The sequence below is a fragment of the Aureimonas altamirensis genome (genome assembly GCF_001463885.1).
GTDB classification, from domain to species: Bacteria; Pseudomonadota; Alphaproteobacteria; order Rhizobiales; family Rhizobiaceae; genus Aureimonas; species Aureimonas altamirensis.
Genome location: NZ_BBWQ01000015.1, coordinates 232,703 through 249,373, shown reverse-complemented (window position 1 = coordinate 249,373; position 16,671 = coordinate 232,703). Strand labels below are relative to the sequence as shown.

Genomic DNA, 16,671 nt, shown 5'->3' with positions numbered 1-16,671 from the left:
TCACGCACCTGCCCCGACCCACTCCCGCCATAGATGATGCGGCTGGGGTTGTTGGCGAGGTTGGTAATTGCCCTCTCGATCCGTGTGATGGCGCCCGAAGCGTCACGCACGAGCGTGCGCACGTCGTTGAGGCCCTGGCCCGAGAAGCTTTGCAGGTTGGCCGCGATGGGCCCGATATTGGCGCGGACGATATCCGCCGTCTGGCGGATCGATTGCAGCGTGGCGCGCGCCTCGGCCGTCAGGCCCTGCCCGTCCGGGCTGTTTACGATGCCGTTCACCGAATTCAGGATCGTCTGCACCTGCTGAGATGCGGTGCGCAGGTTTTCCGTCACGTCCTGCGTGTTGGAGATGATGTTGTCGATATCTTCCCGGCGGTTGCCGATATCGCGTGCGACACCGCCGACGGCATCGGCGGCGCTGGCGATATTGGCCGTTGCCGCCGTAATGTCGTTGAAGGCCTGCGACACATCGTCGGCATCGATGCCGGCGATGAGTTCGTCGATCTGCGCGCGGGTGCCGTTGATACCGTTAAGCGCCGTATTCAGCGACGACAGCACCGTCTGCGTGCCGCCGAAGATCGAGCTGAGCGCCCCGGACTGTGCGTTGAGCGCATCGGCGAAGCCGCGGGCACCGTCGACCGTGGCGCGAACCTGCGCCGGATCGATCGAGGTGATCAGTTGCTCGGCCGATTCCAGCGTCGTGTCCAGGCGGCCGGCGACGCTTTGCGCCTGCGTGGAGATCGGCCCCAGCGAAGCCATGAACTGCTCCACCGAAGGCATGTTGTTGCTGATCGTCTCGCCCACGGCGCCGAAGCTGCGGGCTGCCGTCGATACGCTTTCGATGGCGGCGGAGAAGTTGCCCGTCTGCTCGCGCACGGACTGGGTGATCGCCGCGACGTTCTCGATAGAGGCGTTGACGGATTCGACGTTGAGCGCGGTGATGAATTCGGATGCCCTGTCAATCAGGTCGGGAAGGCGCAATGCAACGGCATTGGCGCTTTCCGACAGGCGGCCGAGGCTGGCGACGAAATCCGGTATCTGGTCTGCGTTTGCGGCCAGGCTGGCGGTGAACTCTTCCACATGCTCGGAGGTGGAGGCGATGTTGCCCGCCGTGGTGCGGACAGCCGGCCCGATCTCCTGCACGAGGGATTCGAACTCGCCGAGAATGTTGTTGGCGCGCTCGGAGATGTCGCGCGCCGTCGCCAGAATGTCCGTCACATCGGAGGCATTGGCCCGGATTACCGGGGTGACACCTTCGCGCATGGCAGATTCGATGATGTTGCGGTCGTTGACGTTACCGCCGCTCAGGCCGACGAAGCTGACACCGGTCAGGCCCTGCGAGCCCAGCGAGGCTGTGGTGGATGTGGTGATGGGCGTGGTGCGGTCCACCTGCGTCGTCGCGATGACAACGCGCGGGTTGTTCGGATCGATCCGCAGGTTAGTGACCACACCGACGGCCAGGCCGTTGAACAGAACCTGGCTGCCGACGGAAAGGCCGGACACCGAACCGTCGATGCGTACCAGAAGCGGGACGCGCCGGTTGGAATCCGAAATATTCGCCGACCAGTAGATGAAGCCGAAGCTCAGCGCCAGGATCAGCAGGGTGAAGACACCGACCAGAATGTAGTTTGCGCGGTTTTCCATGGGTCTTAAGCTTCTCCGTCCGCCGGGCCGGGCCGGCCCGCTTCCGTCTTCTCAGCCGGTTCGTCCTCGTCCGTCACGATGCTTCGGGCGCGCTTGCCATGGAAGTAGCTGCGCACCCAGGGGTCATCATTGTCCAGCATGGTCTGCAGGTTCCCCTCTACCAGAACCTTCTTCTTGCCGAGCACCGCGATACGGTCGCAGGCCTGGAAAAGGCTGTCGAGGTCGTGCGTCACCATGTAGACGGTCAGGCCCAGCGTATCGCGCAGGGTCATGATGAGTTCGTCGAATTCGGCCGCGCCGATCGGGTCGAGGCCGGAGGTCGGCTCGTCGAGGAAGACGATGTCCGGGTCCAGCGCAAGTGCGCGCGCCAGGGCGGCGCGCTTTATCATGCCGCCCGAAAGCTCCGAGGGGTATTTATCGGCGGCGTCGGCCGCCAGGCCGACAAGATCGATCTTCAGCCGGGCCAGCTCTTCCATCATCTTCGGCGACATGTCGAGATACTCGCGCATGGGCACCTGGATGTTCTCCAGCACCGTCAGCGAGGAAAACAGCGCGCCCTGCTGAAAGAGGACGCCCCAGCGCTGCTCGACCGACAGGCGCTCGGCGTCGCTGGCGCGCTCATAGTCGATGCCGAACACCTCGATGGTGCCGGCCTGCTTGGCGTTGAGGCCAAGGATGGTGCGCAGCAGAACCGACTTGCCGGTGCCGGATGCACCGACGAAGCCGAGGATCTCCCCCCGCCGGACATCCATCGACAAACCTTCCAGGATCGTCTTGGAGCCGAAGCGCACGGTGACGTCCCGGCAGGTGATGATCACCTCCGGCTCGCCGGCCTTGTGGCCGGCCCGCGTCTCGCTTGGGTGGGAAAGGTCAGTATCCGATTGCGGCATAGAAGATCGCGAACATGGCATCCATCAGGATGACGAGGAAGATGGATTTGACGACCGAAGCGGTCACGTGAAGGCCCAGGCTTTCGGCGCTGCCGCCGACCTTGAGCCCCTCCGATGCGGCGACGACGCCGATCACCATGGCCATGAAGGGCGCTTTTATGAGGCCGGCGAAGATGGTGGCCACGTCGATGGCGCCGCGCAGGCGCATCAGGAAGGCTTCCGGCGTGATGCCCGAGTAGAAGAACGTCACCACCATGGCGCCCAGTATGCCGGTAAGGTCGGCGACGACGGCCAGAAGGGGAAGTACGATGACGAGGGCCACCAGGCGCGGAAAGACAAGAACCCCGATGGGATTGAGGCCGATCACCTGCAGGGCGTCGACCTCTTCGCGCATTTTCATCGAGCCGATTTCGGCGGTGATGGCGCTGCCCGAACGGCCGGCGATCATGATCGCCGTCAGCAGAACGCCGATCTCGCGGAGCTGCAGGATGCCGACAAGATCCACCACGAAGATCTCGGCGCCGAAATAGCGCAACTGGAACGCGCCCTGCTGGGCGATGACGCCACCGATCAGGAAGCTCATCAGCGCGATGATCGGCAGGGCGCGCACACCCATGTGGTCCATCTGGGAAACGATGGCGGCCGGTCGAAACTGCGTCTTGCCGGTCAGCCGCCGGCCGGCGCCGTACAGGGACGCGCCGAGGATGTTGAGGCCGTCGACGAATTCGCCGGCCGTACCGACCACCCAGCGACCGAGACCTTCGAGCCCGTTGAGCACGAAATTGCCGCGTTTCTTGTCAGGGGTGGGCCGCTCCATGTCGAGCGAGCGGCGCACCGCCTCGAACAGCGCGCCATTGCCTTGCCGAAGGCCGTCGACATTGACGTCGACCCCCTTTTCGGCAAAACCGCGCTCCAGTTTTTCGATCAGAAGTGCGCCCGCAGTATCCATGCGGTTGATGCGTTCGCACTTTAGCGTGATGGACTTGCCGAGATCGGACTCGAGCGTCTTGTGGACGGCATCTTCGACAGGGCCGACCGTGCGGGCGATCCAGTCGCCGGACAGACTCACGGCAACGCCGCCCTCCGCCTTCTCGGCGGAGATTTCCGGCTTGCTTATGCTGCGCTGATCGGTCTCTTCGTCCAACATGCCGTCGCGGAAAATCCTGCCATGAGCTATTTGCTTCACCTGCCGGGAAGCGGCGCCCGCAGGGCAGCGCATACCGATTCTTCGTCATCGTGACGCTACCTAAAGCAATAGGGCTTGTCACCGAAGCTTCAATCACACCGATTTCAATCCGCAGAGGTTTTCATGGCGCGTCGTCTTTCGGTCACAGTAGAGCGATTCCCGCTGGCTGCAGCCTTCACCATTTCGCGCGGCTCCAAGACGGAAGCCGTCGTGGTGGTGGCAACCATATCCGACGAGTTCGGCACGGGCCGCGGCGAATGCGTGCCCTATGCGCGCTACGGCGAAACGCCGGAATCGGTCGTGGAAGCCATGGAAACGGTCCGCGACGCGATCGAGGCCGGCATGTCGCGGCGCACGCTCTCGACGCGGCTACCGGCCGGCGCCGCGCGCAACGCGCTCGATTGCGCGCTGTGGGATCTGGAAGCCAAATCCACCGGCACGCTGGTCGAGGAAGCGATCTGCCGCCTGCCGGCGCGCCCCCTGGAAACGGCCTATACGATTTCCCTGGACACGCCCTCGGCCATGGCGGCGGCGGCGGCGCGCGTCTCGCATCGCAGCCTCTTGAAGATCAAGGTGGGTGGCGAGGGCGATGCCGACCGCATGCGCGCGGTGCGCAGCGCCGCACGCAACGCCCGCCTGATCATCGATGCAAACGAAGGATGGACCGAAGAAACGGTGCGCCAGAACCTTCTGGTTGCCGCATCCATCGGCGCCACGGTGGTGGAACAGCCCATGCCGGCCGGAGCCGACGAGATCCTGGCGCGCATCCCGCACCCGGTGCCTGTCTGCGCCGACGAATCCGTGCATTCCACGATCGACCTCCAGGGCATCTGCGGCCGCTACGACTACGTCAACGTCAAGCTCGACAAGACCGGCGGGCTTACCGAGGGCGTCGCCTTCGTGCGGGAAGCGCGGCGTCTGGGCTTCGGCGTCATGGTGGGCTGCATGGTGGGCACGTCGCTTGCCATGGCGCCGGCCGTGCTGCTGGCCCAGACGGCCGATCTGGTCGATCTGGACGGCCCGCTCCTTCTGGCGCGCGACAGGCCGAACGGGCTGGTCTACGGCCCTTCCCTGGTTTCGCCGCCCGATCGCACCTTATGGGGATAAGGCTTCCGTGTGTCCGCGCAAGGGTTCTCAGGCCGCGCGATCCGCTTTAAGGCAGATGGCATTTGGATCATGAACAAGGTGGCGGCTATGGAAGCCTCGGGTAAGTCTCGTCTGACGGCAGAACAGGAAGCCGAGATCGCCGCGCTGCGTGACCAACGCGCAGAAACGGCACGGCCCGTTGCACCCGGGCTCGAAGAGATTCTCTACAAGCCCCTGCCCGTTCTGGATCACGGCTTCGTGCGCGTCATCGACTATATGGGCACCGACGACGCCGTCGTGCAGGCGGCGCGCGTGTCCTATGGCCGGGGCACCAAGCGCGTGCAGGAAGATCGCGGCCTTATCAATTACCTGCTGCGCCACTGGCATACGACGCCGTTCGAGATGGCCGAGATCAAGCTGCATGTGAAGCTGCCTATCTTCGTCGCCCGGCAGTGGATCCGCCATCGCATGGCCAGCGTGAACGAATATTCGGCGCGCTACTCGGTGCTGGACCGAGAGTTCTACATTCCGGAGCCGAACCATCTGGCAGCCCAGTCGGCATCCAACCGGCAGGGTCGCGGCGACATCCTCGAAGGTGCCGAGGCAGAGGAAGTCCTGAACCTTCTGCGCAACGATTCAATGCAGGCCTACGACCATTATGCCCTGATGCTGAACGAGGGCGACGGCGACGCCCGGCGCGAGGACAGACAGGGTCTTGCCCGCGAGCTGGCGCGCATGAACCTGCCGCTGAACTTCTACACGCAGTGGTATTGGAAAGCCGACCTGCATAATTTCATGGGCTTCCTGCGCCTGCGGGCCGATCCGCATGCGCAGTACGAAATCCGCGCCTATGCCGACGTCATGATCGACATTCTGAAGCGCTGGGTGCCGGTGACGCACGAGGCCTTCCTGGAGCATCGCATGGGCGCCGCCCAGCTTTCAGCCACAGCGGTCAAGGCCATACGGCGCATGATCGACGGCGAGTCCGTCACCGCCGAGACGAGCGGCCTGACGAAGCGCGAATGGGTCGAACTCTGCGCCGTCCTGGAGCGGGATGCCTAAGGCGGGCCCCTTTTCATTTGCCGCGCATATCCCTATATTCACGGCGTCGGGCTTGACCCGACTATGGCGATAAACTGCCGATGAAATAAACCATTCGGACCCGGGGGCGGTACCCGGCGCCTCCACCTGAGCCCCTTCCTGTCGGAGGGGTTGAGGCGGGGGCGAAATAGGATCGACGAGGGTGTAAAGATCGGACTTTTGCTCGGCATGGTACCACCGTCATCGGGCTGTTAAAATAGTTGCCAACGACAACTATGCGGAAGCACGTCTCGCCGCTTAACGCGGTGCGATAGCTTCATTCAAGCCCTGGGGGTTCGCACCCTCAGGCGGGGCCCGGAGGCGCCTGGCAACAGAAGCCTCCACTTCCATCCCTTGCCACCATCGCGCTCATTCCTTCGCTTGCACCCGCGACAGGACTTTCATGCGCTGCAAACTCCGGCTATGAAACGACTGTCCAGGCTGCGGGCACCACCCCGGCCATGAAAATCAGCCCGTTTGGTCGGGCATGTCGGTTCGAACACAGGTGGCCAATGGGTCAGGATCTTATCCGCTATGACATTCTGGCGCAGGACGCGCTACGCGGCGTGATCCGGAAGGTTCTATCCGAAGTCGTGAAGACGGGTCTTCCAGGCGAGCACCATTTCTTCATCACGTTCCTGACTTCGGCGCCGGGCGTGCGAATCTCGTCGCGCCTCCGCGAAAAGTATCCGGAGCTGATGACGATCGTGATCCAGCACCAGTACTGGGACCTGTCGGTAACCGATACCGCATTCGAGATCGGTCTTTCCTTCTCCGACATCCCGGAAAGGCTGCTGATCCCGTTCAGCGCCATTCGGGGCTTCTACGATCCGGCCGTCAATTTCGAGCTGGAATTCGACGTGCGCGAGGTGGAAGCGGCCAACGGCCAGCCCGAGGCAGCCGGGTCGGAGGCACCCCTTGCCTCCGTGACCGAAGTGCCGCTGCGCCGTCCCGCTGCCGAACCGGCGCGCGCCAAGGCCGATGCCGAAACGTCCGAGAACGAGGCAACCGGCGACGCCGAAGCCGAAACCGACGACGGCAACAAGCCCTCCGCCGATGTCGTTTCACTGGATGCATTCCGTAAGAAACCCTGACGAGCACTGTGCCATGGCCGAAATCGTCAACCTGCGACAGGCCCGCAAACGCATCGCGCGCGAAAAGGCCGAGAAGGCATCCGCGGAGAACCGCGTAACCTTCGGTATGTCGCGCAAGGACAAGGCGAAGGCCGGCAGCGAGCGCGAAAAGATATTGAAAGAGCTGGATGGCGCCCGGCTGCAAAAGCCCGGGCCTGACGAATGATCGTCAAGCGGTCCCTGTCCATTCGGGGGCATCGCACATCCATCAGCCTGGAAGACGCCTTCTGGGCGCTGCTCCGCGAGATGGCAGAGCGCCGCAACCTGCCATTGGCGCGGCTTGTCGCCGACATCGATACGGCGCGCGACCCGGAACAGAACCTGTCGTCCAGCCTGCGCCTCGCGGTGCTGGACTATGCCCTGGACAAGGGCCGCGAGCGGGCTTGAAACACCCTCATAACATTCGGTCTCAGCGAAGGCTGGGGTCGACGCCCGGCAGGTCGGACAGCGGTGGCTGCCCGGGCGTCAGCTCGTACTCGAATGGCGGCGGCACCTCTCCCGGAGCGCGAGGCGATGGCGGCGGCACGCGCAGATCCGGCAATGGCAGCAGCGGTGCGTCGGTTGTGCCCCGCGCCTCCTCTGCCGCGCGGGCGGCTTCCTCTTGCCGCGCACGCGCTTCTTCTTGCCGCGCAAGCGCTTCCTCGGCCCGCCGGCTTTCCGCTTCGGCCGCGGCGGCTTGTGCACGTTCGGCGCGCTCGCGCGCCAGATCGTTGAAGTAGCGGGCCTCGCGGCGCAGACGCAGCGTCTCCTGCAGATCGTCACGCAAGGCTTGCAGGCGTGCCTGTTCGGCACGGTAGGCGCGTATCGACAGATAGCTCGTCAAAGGGTCTGCGCCTGCAAGGCTGAACGCCGCACTGCCCGGCCAGCCGGCGACATAGGAAACCGAAGGAGCCGTGTCCTCGATCACCTCCTCATCGGCCGGCACATAGAAGATCGTGGCCCGGGCCTCTCCGCGCCGCGAGACGAGGCTGAACGTGCCCTCACCGGACAGGCGCGCGCCGGGCGCCTCCGCCGTAACGGGGCCAAGCCGTATGGAGCCGAGCGCAATGTCCACGGATGCATCCAGCCGGTCGGCCTGAAACGGCTGCGACGGCAAGTTGCCCAGCAGCAGCGAGACCTGTTCGGACGTCGCCTCGAACCCTTGCCCGTCCGCCGCATCGAGAACCGCACCGAGGGGCGGAACGGAAACGCCGGCAAGCACGGCATCCATGATGCTCACCGAGCCGTCGCCATCTGCCGAGGCGAACAGTTCGGACCAGGATTGCCCGGCAGCCTCCGCCATTAGGCGGCCCGTAGCCTTGCCCCGCAGCGGCGCGATGGCAGGATCGAGCGAAACCCCATCCACCGCAAGGTCCATCTGCGCGCGCGCGAACCCGCCATTATTGGCAAGGCTTGCGCGCCCGGTCAGCGATCCATCGCCCATCGTGGCATCCAGCCCGTCGACGGCCAGGCCCTCCGGACTGCCCTTCAAGCCAAACCGGGCATCACGCAGAACCGCCCCGTCGAAAAGGTCGATATGCGGCACGGTCATCGCCAGATCGAATGGCGGCAATTGCGCCGTGAAGGAGCCGGCAAAGACCGTGTCCGGCCAGCCGTCCGCACCGTCGACCGCGTCCGGCGCAACACCCAGGACCGTGGTGGCCAGCCAGGGCAGCGCTATCGCCCCGATGGTGGCGGCCCCAGTCACCGGGCCACTGCCGCTGCGCGTCAGCTCTGCTGCATCGACTGCCGTATCGGCGATGGAGCCGGATAGATCTTCCACGGTCCAGCCATCGGGACGCCAGGAAACCCGCATCGCGCCATCGGCGGGCAGCCGGTCGATGCCCTGCCCCGCGGCAATGCCGAGAGCGGACATCCAAACGCCAAGGTCGTCGGCCTGCAGGCTGGCCGCTGCATCGGCCTCTGCCAGGCTGTCGGCGCCCCAACTGGTCGTGCCCTCTACCGTCAGGTCGAGGCCGGGTGCATGGACACCGAGGGTCGTGGCGACGCTGTCCGCCGGGCCGGTCATGCGAGCGCGGATTTCCAGCGGCGCGGCAACGCCAAGGTCGATCCCCGCGGCACCCAGCTGGTTCAGCATCTCGACCGGGCGGTCGCTTGCCAGCAACAGCGAAACGTCGGTCGGCCAATCGGCCCGCGCTTCCTCGATCGAGGCCGGAAGCGCCACGCTGGCGGTTACTTCGCTGGCGCCGGCCGTGCCGTTGAACGTCAGGGCCAGCCTGTCGTCTTCGGCGCCGGGGGCCACACGCCCACTGCCCGTCACCGGCCCGGACCGCGCAAGCACGTCGGCAATGGCATCGCCCAGGCGCGGCGCGACCATGGGTCGGTAGCTGCGGACGATGGCTGCCAACTGCGCCGGATCGCTCAGATCCACCTCATAGGCAAGGTCGGGAACGAGACCGCTGTCCGGCCTGCCGACGGTGCCCCGGGCCTCCAGGTTTCCGCCGGCAAAGCCGCCAAGCGACAGATTGCGCAGGTCGAGCACGTTGCCGGCATAGGTAAGGTCCACCTCGCCCGTCTCGGCCGCCAAATCGAACAGTTGCAACGGCCCGGCCGCGAGCCGCAGATCGATGCTGTCGACGCCGGAGGCGAACACGTCTTCACCGGCAAGCAATTCCGCAAAAGCGAAGAAATTATCCAGTTTCACCGCATCGCCGGCCAGATCGGCAGAGACGGCAACCCCGTCGCCGGCCGTGGCGCGTTCGAGGCGTCCGCGCAGGCTTTGCCCGGCAACGTCGGCTTCCAGATTGTCGAATACCTGCCGCGTCGGCGAAAGCTGGACGTCGGCGGAAAAACCCGCCCGCTGGATCTGCGCCAGGCTCTGCCCGCCCGAGCCGCCAAGCCAGGCCACCAGCCCCGCCGGTTGCCGCGAGGCGAACAGAAGCGGGCCCCGGAAGGCCAAGGTATCGCCGACGGTGACCAGCCCGGAGGCCTCGACCAAGGTGCGTCCGGGCAGTTCCGCGTTCAGGCGGCGCAGCGCCCAGCCATCCGTGCTGGGCGAAGCCGTCACGGACAGGCCGCGCACGGTCGTATCGCCGATGGTGAAGACCGGAAGGTTCAACTCCAGCTCTCCGGCCACCGGCAAAACCGGCACGGCCTGGAGCGTGCGCCGCACCGCCTCCACCCGGTCGGCGAGCGTCAGCCCACCGGATTTTTCCAGCGTGTCCTGCGTCAGCCGGTCGATATCGATCTGCTCGCCGGCCAGCTTCAGGCTGAAATGCGGAATGGGGCCAGAGGCAAGCGTGCCGTCACCGGTCAGCACATAAGGGGCTTCGCCGCCGCCCACTTCCACCCGGATCTTCTGGAAGGCCGCACCGCCATTCTGCGTCGCGACATCGGCCGTCGCCCGAACAACCGGCATGTCGGCGACGGGCTCCAACCCTTGAGCCGGAGAGGCGATCTCGACCGCCCCGGCAAAATCGGCAACGCCGTCGCCAAGCTCAGTCGCGCCATCCAGCGTAAACGAGCTTGCAAGCCGCTGCGACAGGATGGCGATCCGGAAAGGCCAGTGGCCGCTATCTTCTATGGTGCCCGAGCTGAGGGTGAATTCCAGCCGCTCGCCCCGGTTGGTCAGCGTTCCGCCGCCCCGGAAGGGGCCGCGCAGCGTGCGCGCCGAAAAGCTTGCGTCGATATCGCCGAATTCGCGCCGCTGGCCGTTGCTGCCGTTGTTGAGGCTCAACGTGCCATCCGTGATGACGACGTTTTCCAGAACGACGTTGGCCCCGCCGGCGCCAAGCCCCCCGGCCAGGCGCGGCGGCCGCGAGCCCGCTCCGTAGGGTACGGTCAGATGCGGGCGCCCCAGCTCCATCTGGAAAATGCGGATTTCGCCGGAAAGATAGGGCGCCAGTTCCGCATCCATCCGGAAGCTGTCGAGCGTCATCGACGCTTCGCCGTGCCCCGGCTCGCCCACCGTCACATCGGTGAATGTCAGGCTGGGAAACGGCAGCAGGCGTGCATGGGCCTCGCCCCGAACCTCCACCTTCTGGCCGATCAGGCGGCTGGCCTCCGCCTCGAAGGAGGTGCGCCACGACGTCCAGTCGATGAAGAGCGGCGCGACGAGGGCCGCGATCAGCAGCGCGACGACGAGGCCGCCTATGGCGATGAACAGTCGCACCCCTTGCAGCCTCCTTCCCTGTTGGCCTTGCCGGCAAAAGGCAGATAGGCCACGAGAATGCGACATTGTCGAGGGTCGCCAAGGGGCTTTCCCCGTGTTCTCACCTAGTGTTGGCGGCAAATTTCATTAGATATGGTGCGATGACCGATTCCTCAGACAATCCGGGCACGCCGCCCGCATCACCCAAGGCGGGGATCGCCGCGCGGGCTCTGGCCGGCATGCGTCCGCGCGCGCCCGCCGCGCAGGAAGCGGCCTATATGGCCGGGCTCAATCCCGAGCAGCGCGCGGCCGTGGAAACCACCGAAGGCCCCGTTCTGGTGCTGGCCGGTGCCGGAACCGGCAAGACGCGCGTTCTGACGACGCGCATCGCCCATATCCTGGCGACGGGGCGCGCCTACCCCTCGCAGATTCTGGCCGTGACCTTCACCAACAAGGCCGCGCGCGAAATGAAGACGCGCATTGGCATGCTTGTCGGTGAAGAGGTCGAAGGCATGCCATGGCTGGGCACCTTCCACTCCATCGGCGTGCGCATCCTGCGCCGCCACGCCGAGCTTGTGGGCCTGAAACCCAATTTCACCATCCTCGACACGGACGATCAGGTCCGGCTGATCAAGCAGCTCATCCAGGCCGAAAACCTCGATGACAAGCGTTGGCCGGCGCGCACCTTCGCCAACCTCATGGATGGCTGGAAGAACAAGGCGCTGACGCCCGACCGCATCCCAGAGGGGGACGCCCGCGCCTTCGGCGACGGCAAGGGGCGCCTGCTCTACCAGGCCTATCAGGAACGGCTCCGCCAGTTGAATGCGGCAGATTTCGGCGATCTGCTGATGCATCCGATCGAGATCTTCAAGAACAATCCCAGCGTGCTCGACGAGTATCACCGGCGCTTCCGCTACATCCTCGTCGACGAGTATCAGGATACCAACGTTGCCCAGTATCTGTGGCTGCGCCTTCTGGCGCAGCGCACCGGGCAGGACGGCGCGCGCAACGTGTGCTGCGTGGGCGACGACGATCAGTCCATCTATGGCTGGCGCGGCGCCGAAGTGGACAACATCCTGCGCTTCGAGAAGGATTTTCCGGGCGCGGTCGTCATCCGGCTGGAGCGCAATTACCGCTCGACCGCCCATATTCTTGGCGCGGCCGGACACCTGATCGCCCATAACGAGGACAGGCTCGGCAAAACCCTGTTCACCGAGCGGGCCGACCCGGAAGACGAGCTCGTCAGCGTCAACGCCGCCTGGGATTCGGAAGAGGAAGCGCGCGCCGTCGGCGAGGAAGTCGAGCAGTTGCAGCGCAAGGGCCATGCGCTGAACGACATGGCGATCCTTGTGCGCGCCTCGTTCCAGATGCGCGAGTTCGAAGACAGGTTCGTGACGCTGGGCGTCAATTACCGCGTGATCGGCGGCCCGCGCTTCTACGAGCGGCTCGAAATCCGCGATGCGCTGGCCTATTTCCGTGCAACCGTGCAGCCGGCCGACGACCTTGCCTTCGAGCGCATCGTCAATACGCCGAAGCGCGGCCTTGGCGAGGCCGCGATCCGGCTGATCCACGAATATGCGCGCGCCAAGAGGGTGCCGCTTCTTGCCGCCGCCGCGGAGCTGGTCGAAGGCGACGAGTTGAAGCCGCGCCCGCGCGCCGCACTGGCCGAAGTTGTTGCGAATTTCCATCGCTGGCGCGACCTCGTGCCCTCCATGCGCCACACCGATTTGGCCGAGATGATTCTGGACGAGTCCGGTTATACCGCCATGTGGCAGAACGACCGGTCGGCGGAAGCGCCCGGACGCCTGGAAAACCTGAAAGAACTGATCCGCTCCATGGACGACTATGAAAGCCTTCCGGGCTTTCTCGAGCATATCGCGCTCGTCATGGATTCCGAGCAGAACGAGCAGATGGACGCCATCTCTATCATGACGCTGCATTCGGCCAAGGGGCTGGAATTCGAAACGGTGTTCCTGCCCGGCTGGGAGGAAGGCTTGTTCCCGCACCAGCGCGCGCTGGACGAGGGCGGGCGCTCGGGCCTCGAGGAAGAACGCCGCCTGGCCTATGTCGGCCTCACACGCGGCAAGAAACGCGTGAAGATATGGTTCGTCTCCAACCGGCGTATCCACGGCCTGTGGCAGAGCACCATCCCGTCCCGCTTTCTCGACGAGTTGCCGGAAGAGCATGTCGAGGTCATCGAGGCGCCCTCCACCTATGGCGGCTACGGTGCCAGCCGATGGGACCAGTCCAGCTTTTCGACGACGAGCTACCAGACGCCGGGCTGGCGGCGCGCACAGGCGGCGGGCGGTGCGGGCGGTTACTCCGGCGGACGCGGCGGTGGCATCGCCTATGCCGACAAGGGCCCCACCAGCGCCCGGGACCGCGCCGCCGCGCAGGCCGACCGTTACATCAACCGCGACGGTACCGTGCGTGACGAAGAAACGCCCGGCTTTGCCGGCCGCCTGACGGAGGCCCATTCCATGCGTCCGTCGCGGGGCTCCAACCAGCCGCCACGCAAGGGCGCGGGCCTGTACTCGTCGGCGCGGGACGGTGGCCCCCGGGAGATTTCGGGAGAGCTGGTAGCCAAATCGGTTGCCGAGGTGGCAAGCGCCTTTTCGACGGGCGACCGGGTCTTCCACATGAAGTTCGGCAACGGCACGGTCGCCTCGGTCGAAGGCAACAAGCTGACCATCGATTTCGACAAGGCCGGCCAGAAACGGGTGCTGGACGGCTTCGTTCAACCGGTCTGACGCAGGCGCCGCCCGCGTCAGTCGACGATGATCGTACCGCGCAGATAAAGAACGGCTTCCCCGCCGATGATGACGGCATCGTCGTCGAGCTGGCAGGTGAGGCTGCCGCCCCGCTTCGACAACTGGCGCGCGGTCAAACTCGTCTTGCCCAGTCGTTCGGCCCAGAACGGGGTAAGGGCGCAATGCGTGGAGCCGGTGACGGAATCTTCGTCGATCCCGAAGCGCGGCGCGAAATAGCGCGAAACAAAGTCCACGCTATCGCCCTTCGCCGTCACCAGAAGGCTGCGCGCATCCAGTGCGGCGATGGCGCGGATATCCGGTCGCATAGCCATCAGGGCGCCTTCGTCGGCAACAACCGCCAGCACCATATCGTCGCCATCCACCGGCACGAAACGCGTTTCCAGAACCGGAATGCCGAGTACCGGGGCGATCTCGGCCGGATCGCCGCCGGGCACCACCGTGCGACGTGGCAGACGCATGGAATATCCCGTCTCCGACCTATCCACCTGCAGCGTACCCGACTTGCGGGTATGAAACCGGAAGGGCGGAGACAGTCCGATCTCGTCCGCCAGCACAAGCGCGCTGGCAAGCGTTGCATGGCCGCACAGGGGAACTTCGGACGTCGGTGTAAACCAGCGGAGCTCATACCCATCCTGCGCCGCGGCAACCAGGAAGGCCGTCTCGGCAAGGTTGTTTTCGGCCGCGATCGCCGTCAGGACGGCATCGGGCAGCCATGTGTCCAGAAGGACGACAGCCGCCGGATTGCCGGCGAAGCGGGTTTTCGTGAAGGCGTCCACCTGAAACATCCGCAACTGCGCCATGACGTCGTTTCCTTCCCTGCCTTTACACTGCCTATCGTCTTTCGGACCGCAATCCGGTAAGCACTTCGCATCGCAACATAGGCCGTGATCGCCGTGTCCACCACAGTCGGCATCAGCCGTATCCTGACCATTCTGATGGCGTTGACCTGCGGGGTCCTCGCCGCCAACCTCTATTATGCGCAGCCCGTGCTGTCACTGATCGGCGCCGATTTCGCCATGCCGCCCGCGCTCGAAAGCGGCGTGGTCACGGCATCGCAGCTCGGCTACGCGCTCGGCCTCATCCTGCTCGTGCCGCTCGGCGACGTGGTGGAGAACCGAAAGCTCATCCTGACGACGATGGGTTTCTGTGTCCTCGGCTGCCTCGGCCTGCTGGCGGCCGGGTCCTTGCCGACCCTATTCCTGTCCATGGCGGTCGTCGGCGTCACGGCCTGTGCCGCCCAGATGATCGTGCCGCTGGCTGCGCATCTGGCTCCGCCAGAGCGGCGCGGCGCCGTCGTCGGCAACGTCATGGCCGGCCTGCTCGGCGGCATCCTGCTGGCGCGGCCCGTTTCCAGCCTTGCCGCCGAATATCTCGGATGGCGCGGGGTGTTTCTGGTGTCCGCCGGTTTGATGCTGGCCCTCGCGGCCCTGTGTGCCATGGCGCTGCCGCGCCGCGTGCCGCCGGCACGCCAGCCCTACCCCGCGCTCATCCGGTCTCTCGGGCATCTGTTCCGCAGCCAACCGGTGCTGCGAAGGCGCGCCCTGTATCATGCGGCGATGTTCGCATCCTTCGCGATCTTCTGGACGGGCGCGCCCATCGTCCTGATGAGCCCGCCTTACAATTACAGCGGCCACGCCGTGGCGCTGTTCACCCTCAGCGGCGTATTCGGCGTGTGTGCCGCACCGGTCGCCGGCCGCCTCGCCGACCGGGGATATATCCGCACCGGCACCATCGCGGCCATGTCGCTGGCCGTCGCCGCGCTGCTGGCAGCCTCGGTGGCCGGCGGCTCAATGGCGCTGTTCATCCTGGCGGGCATTCTCGTCGATCTTGGCGTGCAGGCCAATCTGGTCATCGGCCAGCGCGAAATCTTCGCACTCGACGATAGTATCCGGAGCCGGCTGAACGCCGTCTACATGGCGATCTTCTTTCTGGGGGGCGCTGTCGGGTCGGCGCTGACCAGCCCGGTGCTGGAAGCCTTCGGGTGGACGGCCGTCGCCCTGATGGGAGCGGCCTTTCCTGCAACGGCGCTGGCCTTCGTGTTGACGGAAAAACGCAGCCGCTGACCGGCAAAGGTCAGCGCCTTGCGGCCGCTGCCACCTCCCACTTGTCCAGAAAGGCTTCGATGGGCAGTTCCTGCATGTCGGGGATCGCCTCGAACAGCCGTTCCGGCGGCCAGTTCCACCAGCCGAGCGCCTCGATACGGGCCGCTATCGCCGGCGGAAAGCGCGGCCGCAGCACCTTGGCCGGCACGCCCGCCACGATCGTGTAGGCGGCCACATCGCGCGTCACGACGGCATTGGCGCCGATGACCGCTCCATTGCCGATCGTCACACCCGGCATGATGACGGCGCCGTGCCCGATCCACACATCGTGCCCCACAGTGACGGCGCGGCTGCGCCGCCGCTCGCGGAACGCGCTGTCAACGGGCAGGAAGCGGAAATATTCGTTGGGGCGATAGGTGATCTTGTGGGTCGTCAGGCGCTCCATCGGATGGTCGAGCGCATTGATACGCACGTTTGCGGCAATGGAGGTGAAGCGCCCGATGCGGGCATAGATCGCCTCGCCGCCGCGCTCGAAATAGCTGAAATCTCCAAGCTCGGTTTCGCGCAGCACGCAGCGCGGGCCAACCTCGCAATAGCGCCCGATGGTGCATTGCTTCACCTCGGCGCTGCCGTGAATCCGTGCCGCCTCCGAGCGGAAGCGGATATCCGCCGCATCCCATTCCGTTTTCGTCATGCCCGCCTTCCCGTCCGCGCTGGCTTCATGTATCGCGATGGACAAGATTGGAGAAG

At 65.4% G+C, this 16,671-nt stretch carries 13 protein-coding genes and 1 other RNA gene; 8 read left to right on the top strand and 6 right to left on the bottom strand.

From position 1 onward, the window contains the following. The 3 genes from AUL31_RS12485 to AUL31_RS12475 form a co-directional block, all read right to left on the bottom strand. Positions 1–1,643: MlaD family protein (locus AUL31_RS12485; protein WP_060606824.1), on the bottom strand; the 1,643-nt coding region annotated here is incomplete at its 3' end. 5 nt (positions 1,644–1,648) lie between these two features. Further along, the gene (locus tag AUL31_RS12480; RefSeq protein WP_060606821.1) at positions 1,649–2,533 is read right to left on the bottom strand and encodes an ABC transporter ATP-binding protein; all 885 of its coding nucleotides are present in this window, start codon (positions 2,531–2,533) and stop codon (positions 1,649–1,651) included. Then, on the bottom strand, positions 2,514–3,680 hold the full coding sequence (locus AUL31_RS12475; protein WP_060606819.1) for an MlaE family ABC transporter permease: 1,167 nt from the start codon (positions 3,678–3,680) through the stop codon (positions 2,514–2,516). Before AUL31_RS12475 ends, AUL31_RS12480 begins: the two co-directional genes overlap by 20 nt. A 162-nt stretch (positions 3,681–3,842) precedes the next feature. Here AUL31_RS12475 and dgcA point away from each other — a divergent pair, with 162 nt between their 5' ends. The 6 genes from dgcA to AUL31_RS12445 all read left to right on the top strand — a co-directional run bounded on the left by dgcA (position 3,843) and on the right by AUL31_RS12445 (position 7,405). Next, on the top strand, positions 3,843–4,826 hold the full coding sequence (gene dgcA, locus AUL31_RS12470) for an N-acetyl-D-Glu racemase DgcA (RefSeq protein ID WP_060606816.1): 984 nt from the start codon (positions 3,843–3,845) through the stop codon (positions 4,824–4,826). Between the two features lie 69 nt (positions 4,827–4,895). After that, positions 4,896–5,867 (top strand): FAD-dependent thymidylate synthase, encoded by a 972-nt coding sequence (gene thyX / locus AUL31_RS12465; protein WP_244489396.1) that lies wholly within the window; start codon positions 4,896–4,898, stop codon positions 5,865–5,867. Positions 5,868–5,873: 6 nt separating this feature from the next. Further along, positions 5,874–6,231: a transfer-messenger RNA gene (ssrA, locus tag AUL31_RS12460) on the top strand. Positions 6,232–6,397: 166 nt separating this feature from the next. Then, positions 6,398–6,979: an SspB family protein gene (locus AUL31_RS12455; protein WP_060606813.1), complete on the top strand. Its 582-nt coding sequence runs from the start codon at positions 6,398–6,400 to the stop codon at positions 6,977–6,979. 13 nt (positions 6,980–6,992) lie between these two features. Beyond that, the gene (locus tag AUL31_RS12450) at positions 6,993–7,184 is read left to right on the top strand and encodes a DUF4169 family protein (RefSeq protein WP_060606810.1); all 192 of its coding nucleotides are present in this window, start codon (positions 6,993–6,995) and stop codon (positions 7,182–7,184) included. Beyond that, the gene (locus tag AUL31_RS12445) at positions 7,181–7,405 is read left to right on the top strand and encodes a ribbon-helix-helix domain-containing protein (protein ID WP_060606807.1); all 225 of its coding nucleotides are present in this window, start codon (positions 7,181–7,183) and stop codon (positions 7,403–7,405) included. Before AUL31_RS12450 ends, AUL31_RS12445 begins: the two co-directional genes overlap by 4 nt. A gap of 22 nt (positions 7,406–7,427) precedes the next feature. Here the strand turns inward: AUL31_RS12445 and AUL31_RS12440 are convergent, their stop codons facing one another. Then, positions 7,428–11,129, bottom strand: a complete 3,702-nt coding sequence (locus AUL31_RS12440; RefSeq protein WP_060606804.1) for an AsmA-like C-terminal region-containing protein — start codon at positions 11,127–11,129, stop codon at positions 7,428–7,430. Positions 11,130–11,269: 140 nt separating this feature from the next. On the opposite strand from AUL31_RS12440, the gene AUL31_RS12435 reads away from it, so the two are divergent. Continuing rightward, positions 11,270–13,858, top strand: coding sequence for an ATP-dependent helicase (locus AUL31_RS12435; RefSeq protein WP_060606801.1), 2,589 nt, complete (start codon positions 11,270–11,272; stop codon positions 13,856–13,858). A gap of 17 nt (positions 13,859–13,875) precedes the next feature. Here the strand turns inward: AUL31_RS12435 and AUL31_RS12430 are convergent, their stop codons facing one another. Beyond that, positions 13,876–14,679, bottom strand: a complete 804-nt coding sequence (locus tag AUL31_RS12430; RefSeq protein WP_060606798.1) for a PhzF family phenazine biosynthesis protein — start codon at positions 14,677–14,679, stop codon at positions 13,876–13,878. Between the two features lie 93 nt (positions 14,680–14,772). Here AUL31_RS12430 and AUL31_RS12425 point away from each other — a divergent pair, with 93 nt between their 5' ends. After that, positions 14,773–15,942 carry an MFS transporter gene (locus AUL31_RS12425; protein WP_244489395.1) on the top strand — a complete coding sequence of 390 codons (1,170 nt, stop codon included), beginning with the start codon at positions 14,773–14,775 and terminating at the stop codon, positions 15,940–15,942. A 10-nt stretch (positions 15,943–15,952) separates the two neighbouring features. Here AUL31_RS12425 and AUL31_RS12420 read toward each other — a convergent pair whose 3' ends face one another. Continuing rightward, the gene (locus AUL31_RS12420) at positions 15,953–16,615 is read right to left on the bottom strand and encodes a DapH/DapD/GlmU-related protein (RefSeq protein WP_060606792.1); all 663 of its coding nucleotides are present in this window, start codon (positions 16,613–16,615) and stop codon (positions 15,953–15,955) included. Between the last annotated feature and the right edge of the window lie 56 nt (positions 16,616–16,671).

What these genes read in the sequence shown, in the direction of transcription:
- AUL31_RS12480 (WP_060606821.1), bottom strand. Translation starts at nt 2,533, where the DNA reads ATGCCGCAATCGGATACTGACCTTTCCCACCCAAGCGAGACGCGGGCC.
- thyX (WP_244489396.1), top strand. Translation starts at nt 4,896, where the DNA reads ATGAACAAGGTGGCGGCTATGGAAGCCTCGGGTAAGTCTCGTCTGACG.
- AUL31_RS12475 (WP_060606819.1), bottom strand. Translation starts at nt 3,680, where the DNA reads ATGTTGGACGAAGAGACCGATCAGCGCAGCATAAGCAAGCCGGAAATC.
- AUL31_RS12455 (WP_060606813.1), top strand. Translation starts at nt 6,398, where the DNA reads ATGGGTCAGGATCTTATCCGCTATGACATTCTGGCGCAGGACGCGCTA.
- AUL31_RS12445 (WP_060606807.1), top strand. Translation starts at nt 7,181, where the DNA reads ATGATCGTCAAGCGGTCCCTGTCCATTCGGGGGCATCGCACATCCATC.
- dgcA (WP_060606816.1), top strand. Translation starts at nt 3,843, where the DNA reads ATGGCGCGTCGTCTTTCGGTCACAGTAGAGCGATTCCCGCTGGCTGCA.
- AUL31_RS12420 (WP_060606792.1), bottom strand. Translation starts at nt 16,615, where the DNA reads ATGACGAAAACGGAATGGGATGCGGCGGATATCCGCTTCCGCTCGGAG.
- AUL31_RS12430 (WP_060606798.1), bottom strand. Translation starts at nt 14,679, where the DNA reads ATGGCGCAGTTGCGGATGTTTCAGGTGGACGCCTTCACGAAAACCCGC.
- AUL31_RS12450 (WP_060606810.1), top strand. Translation starts at nt 6,993, where the DNA reads ATGGCCGAAATCGTCAACCTGCGACAGGCCCGCAAACGCATCGCGCGC.
- AUL31_RS12435 (WP_060606801.1), top strand. Translation starts at nt 11,270, where the DNA reads ATGACCGATTCCTCAGACAATCCGGGCACGCCGCCCGCATCACCCAAG.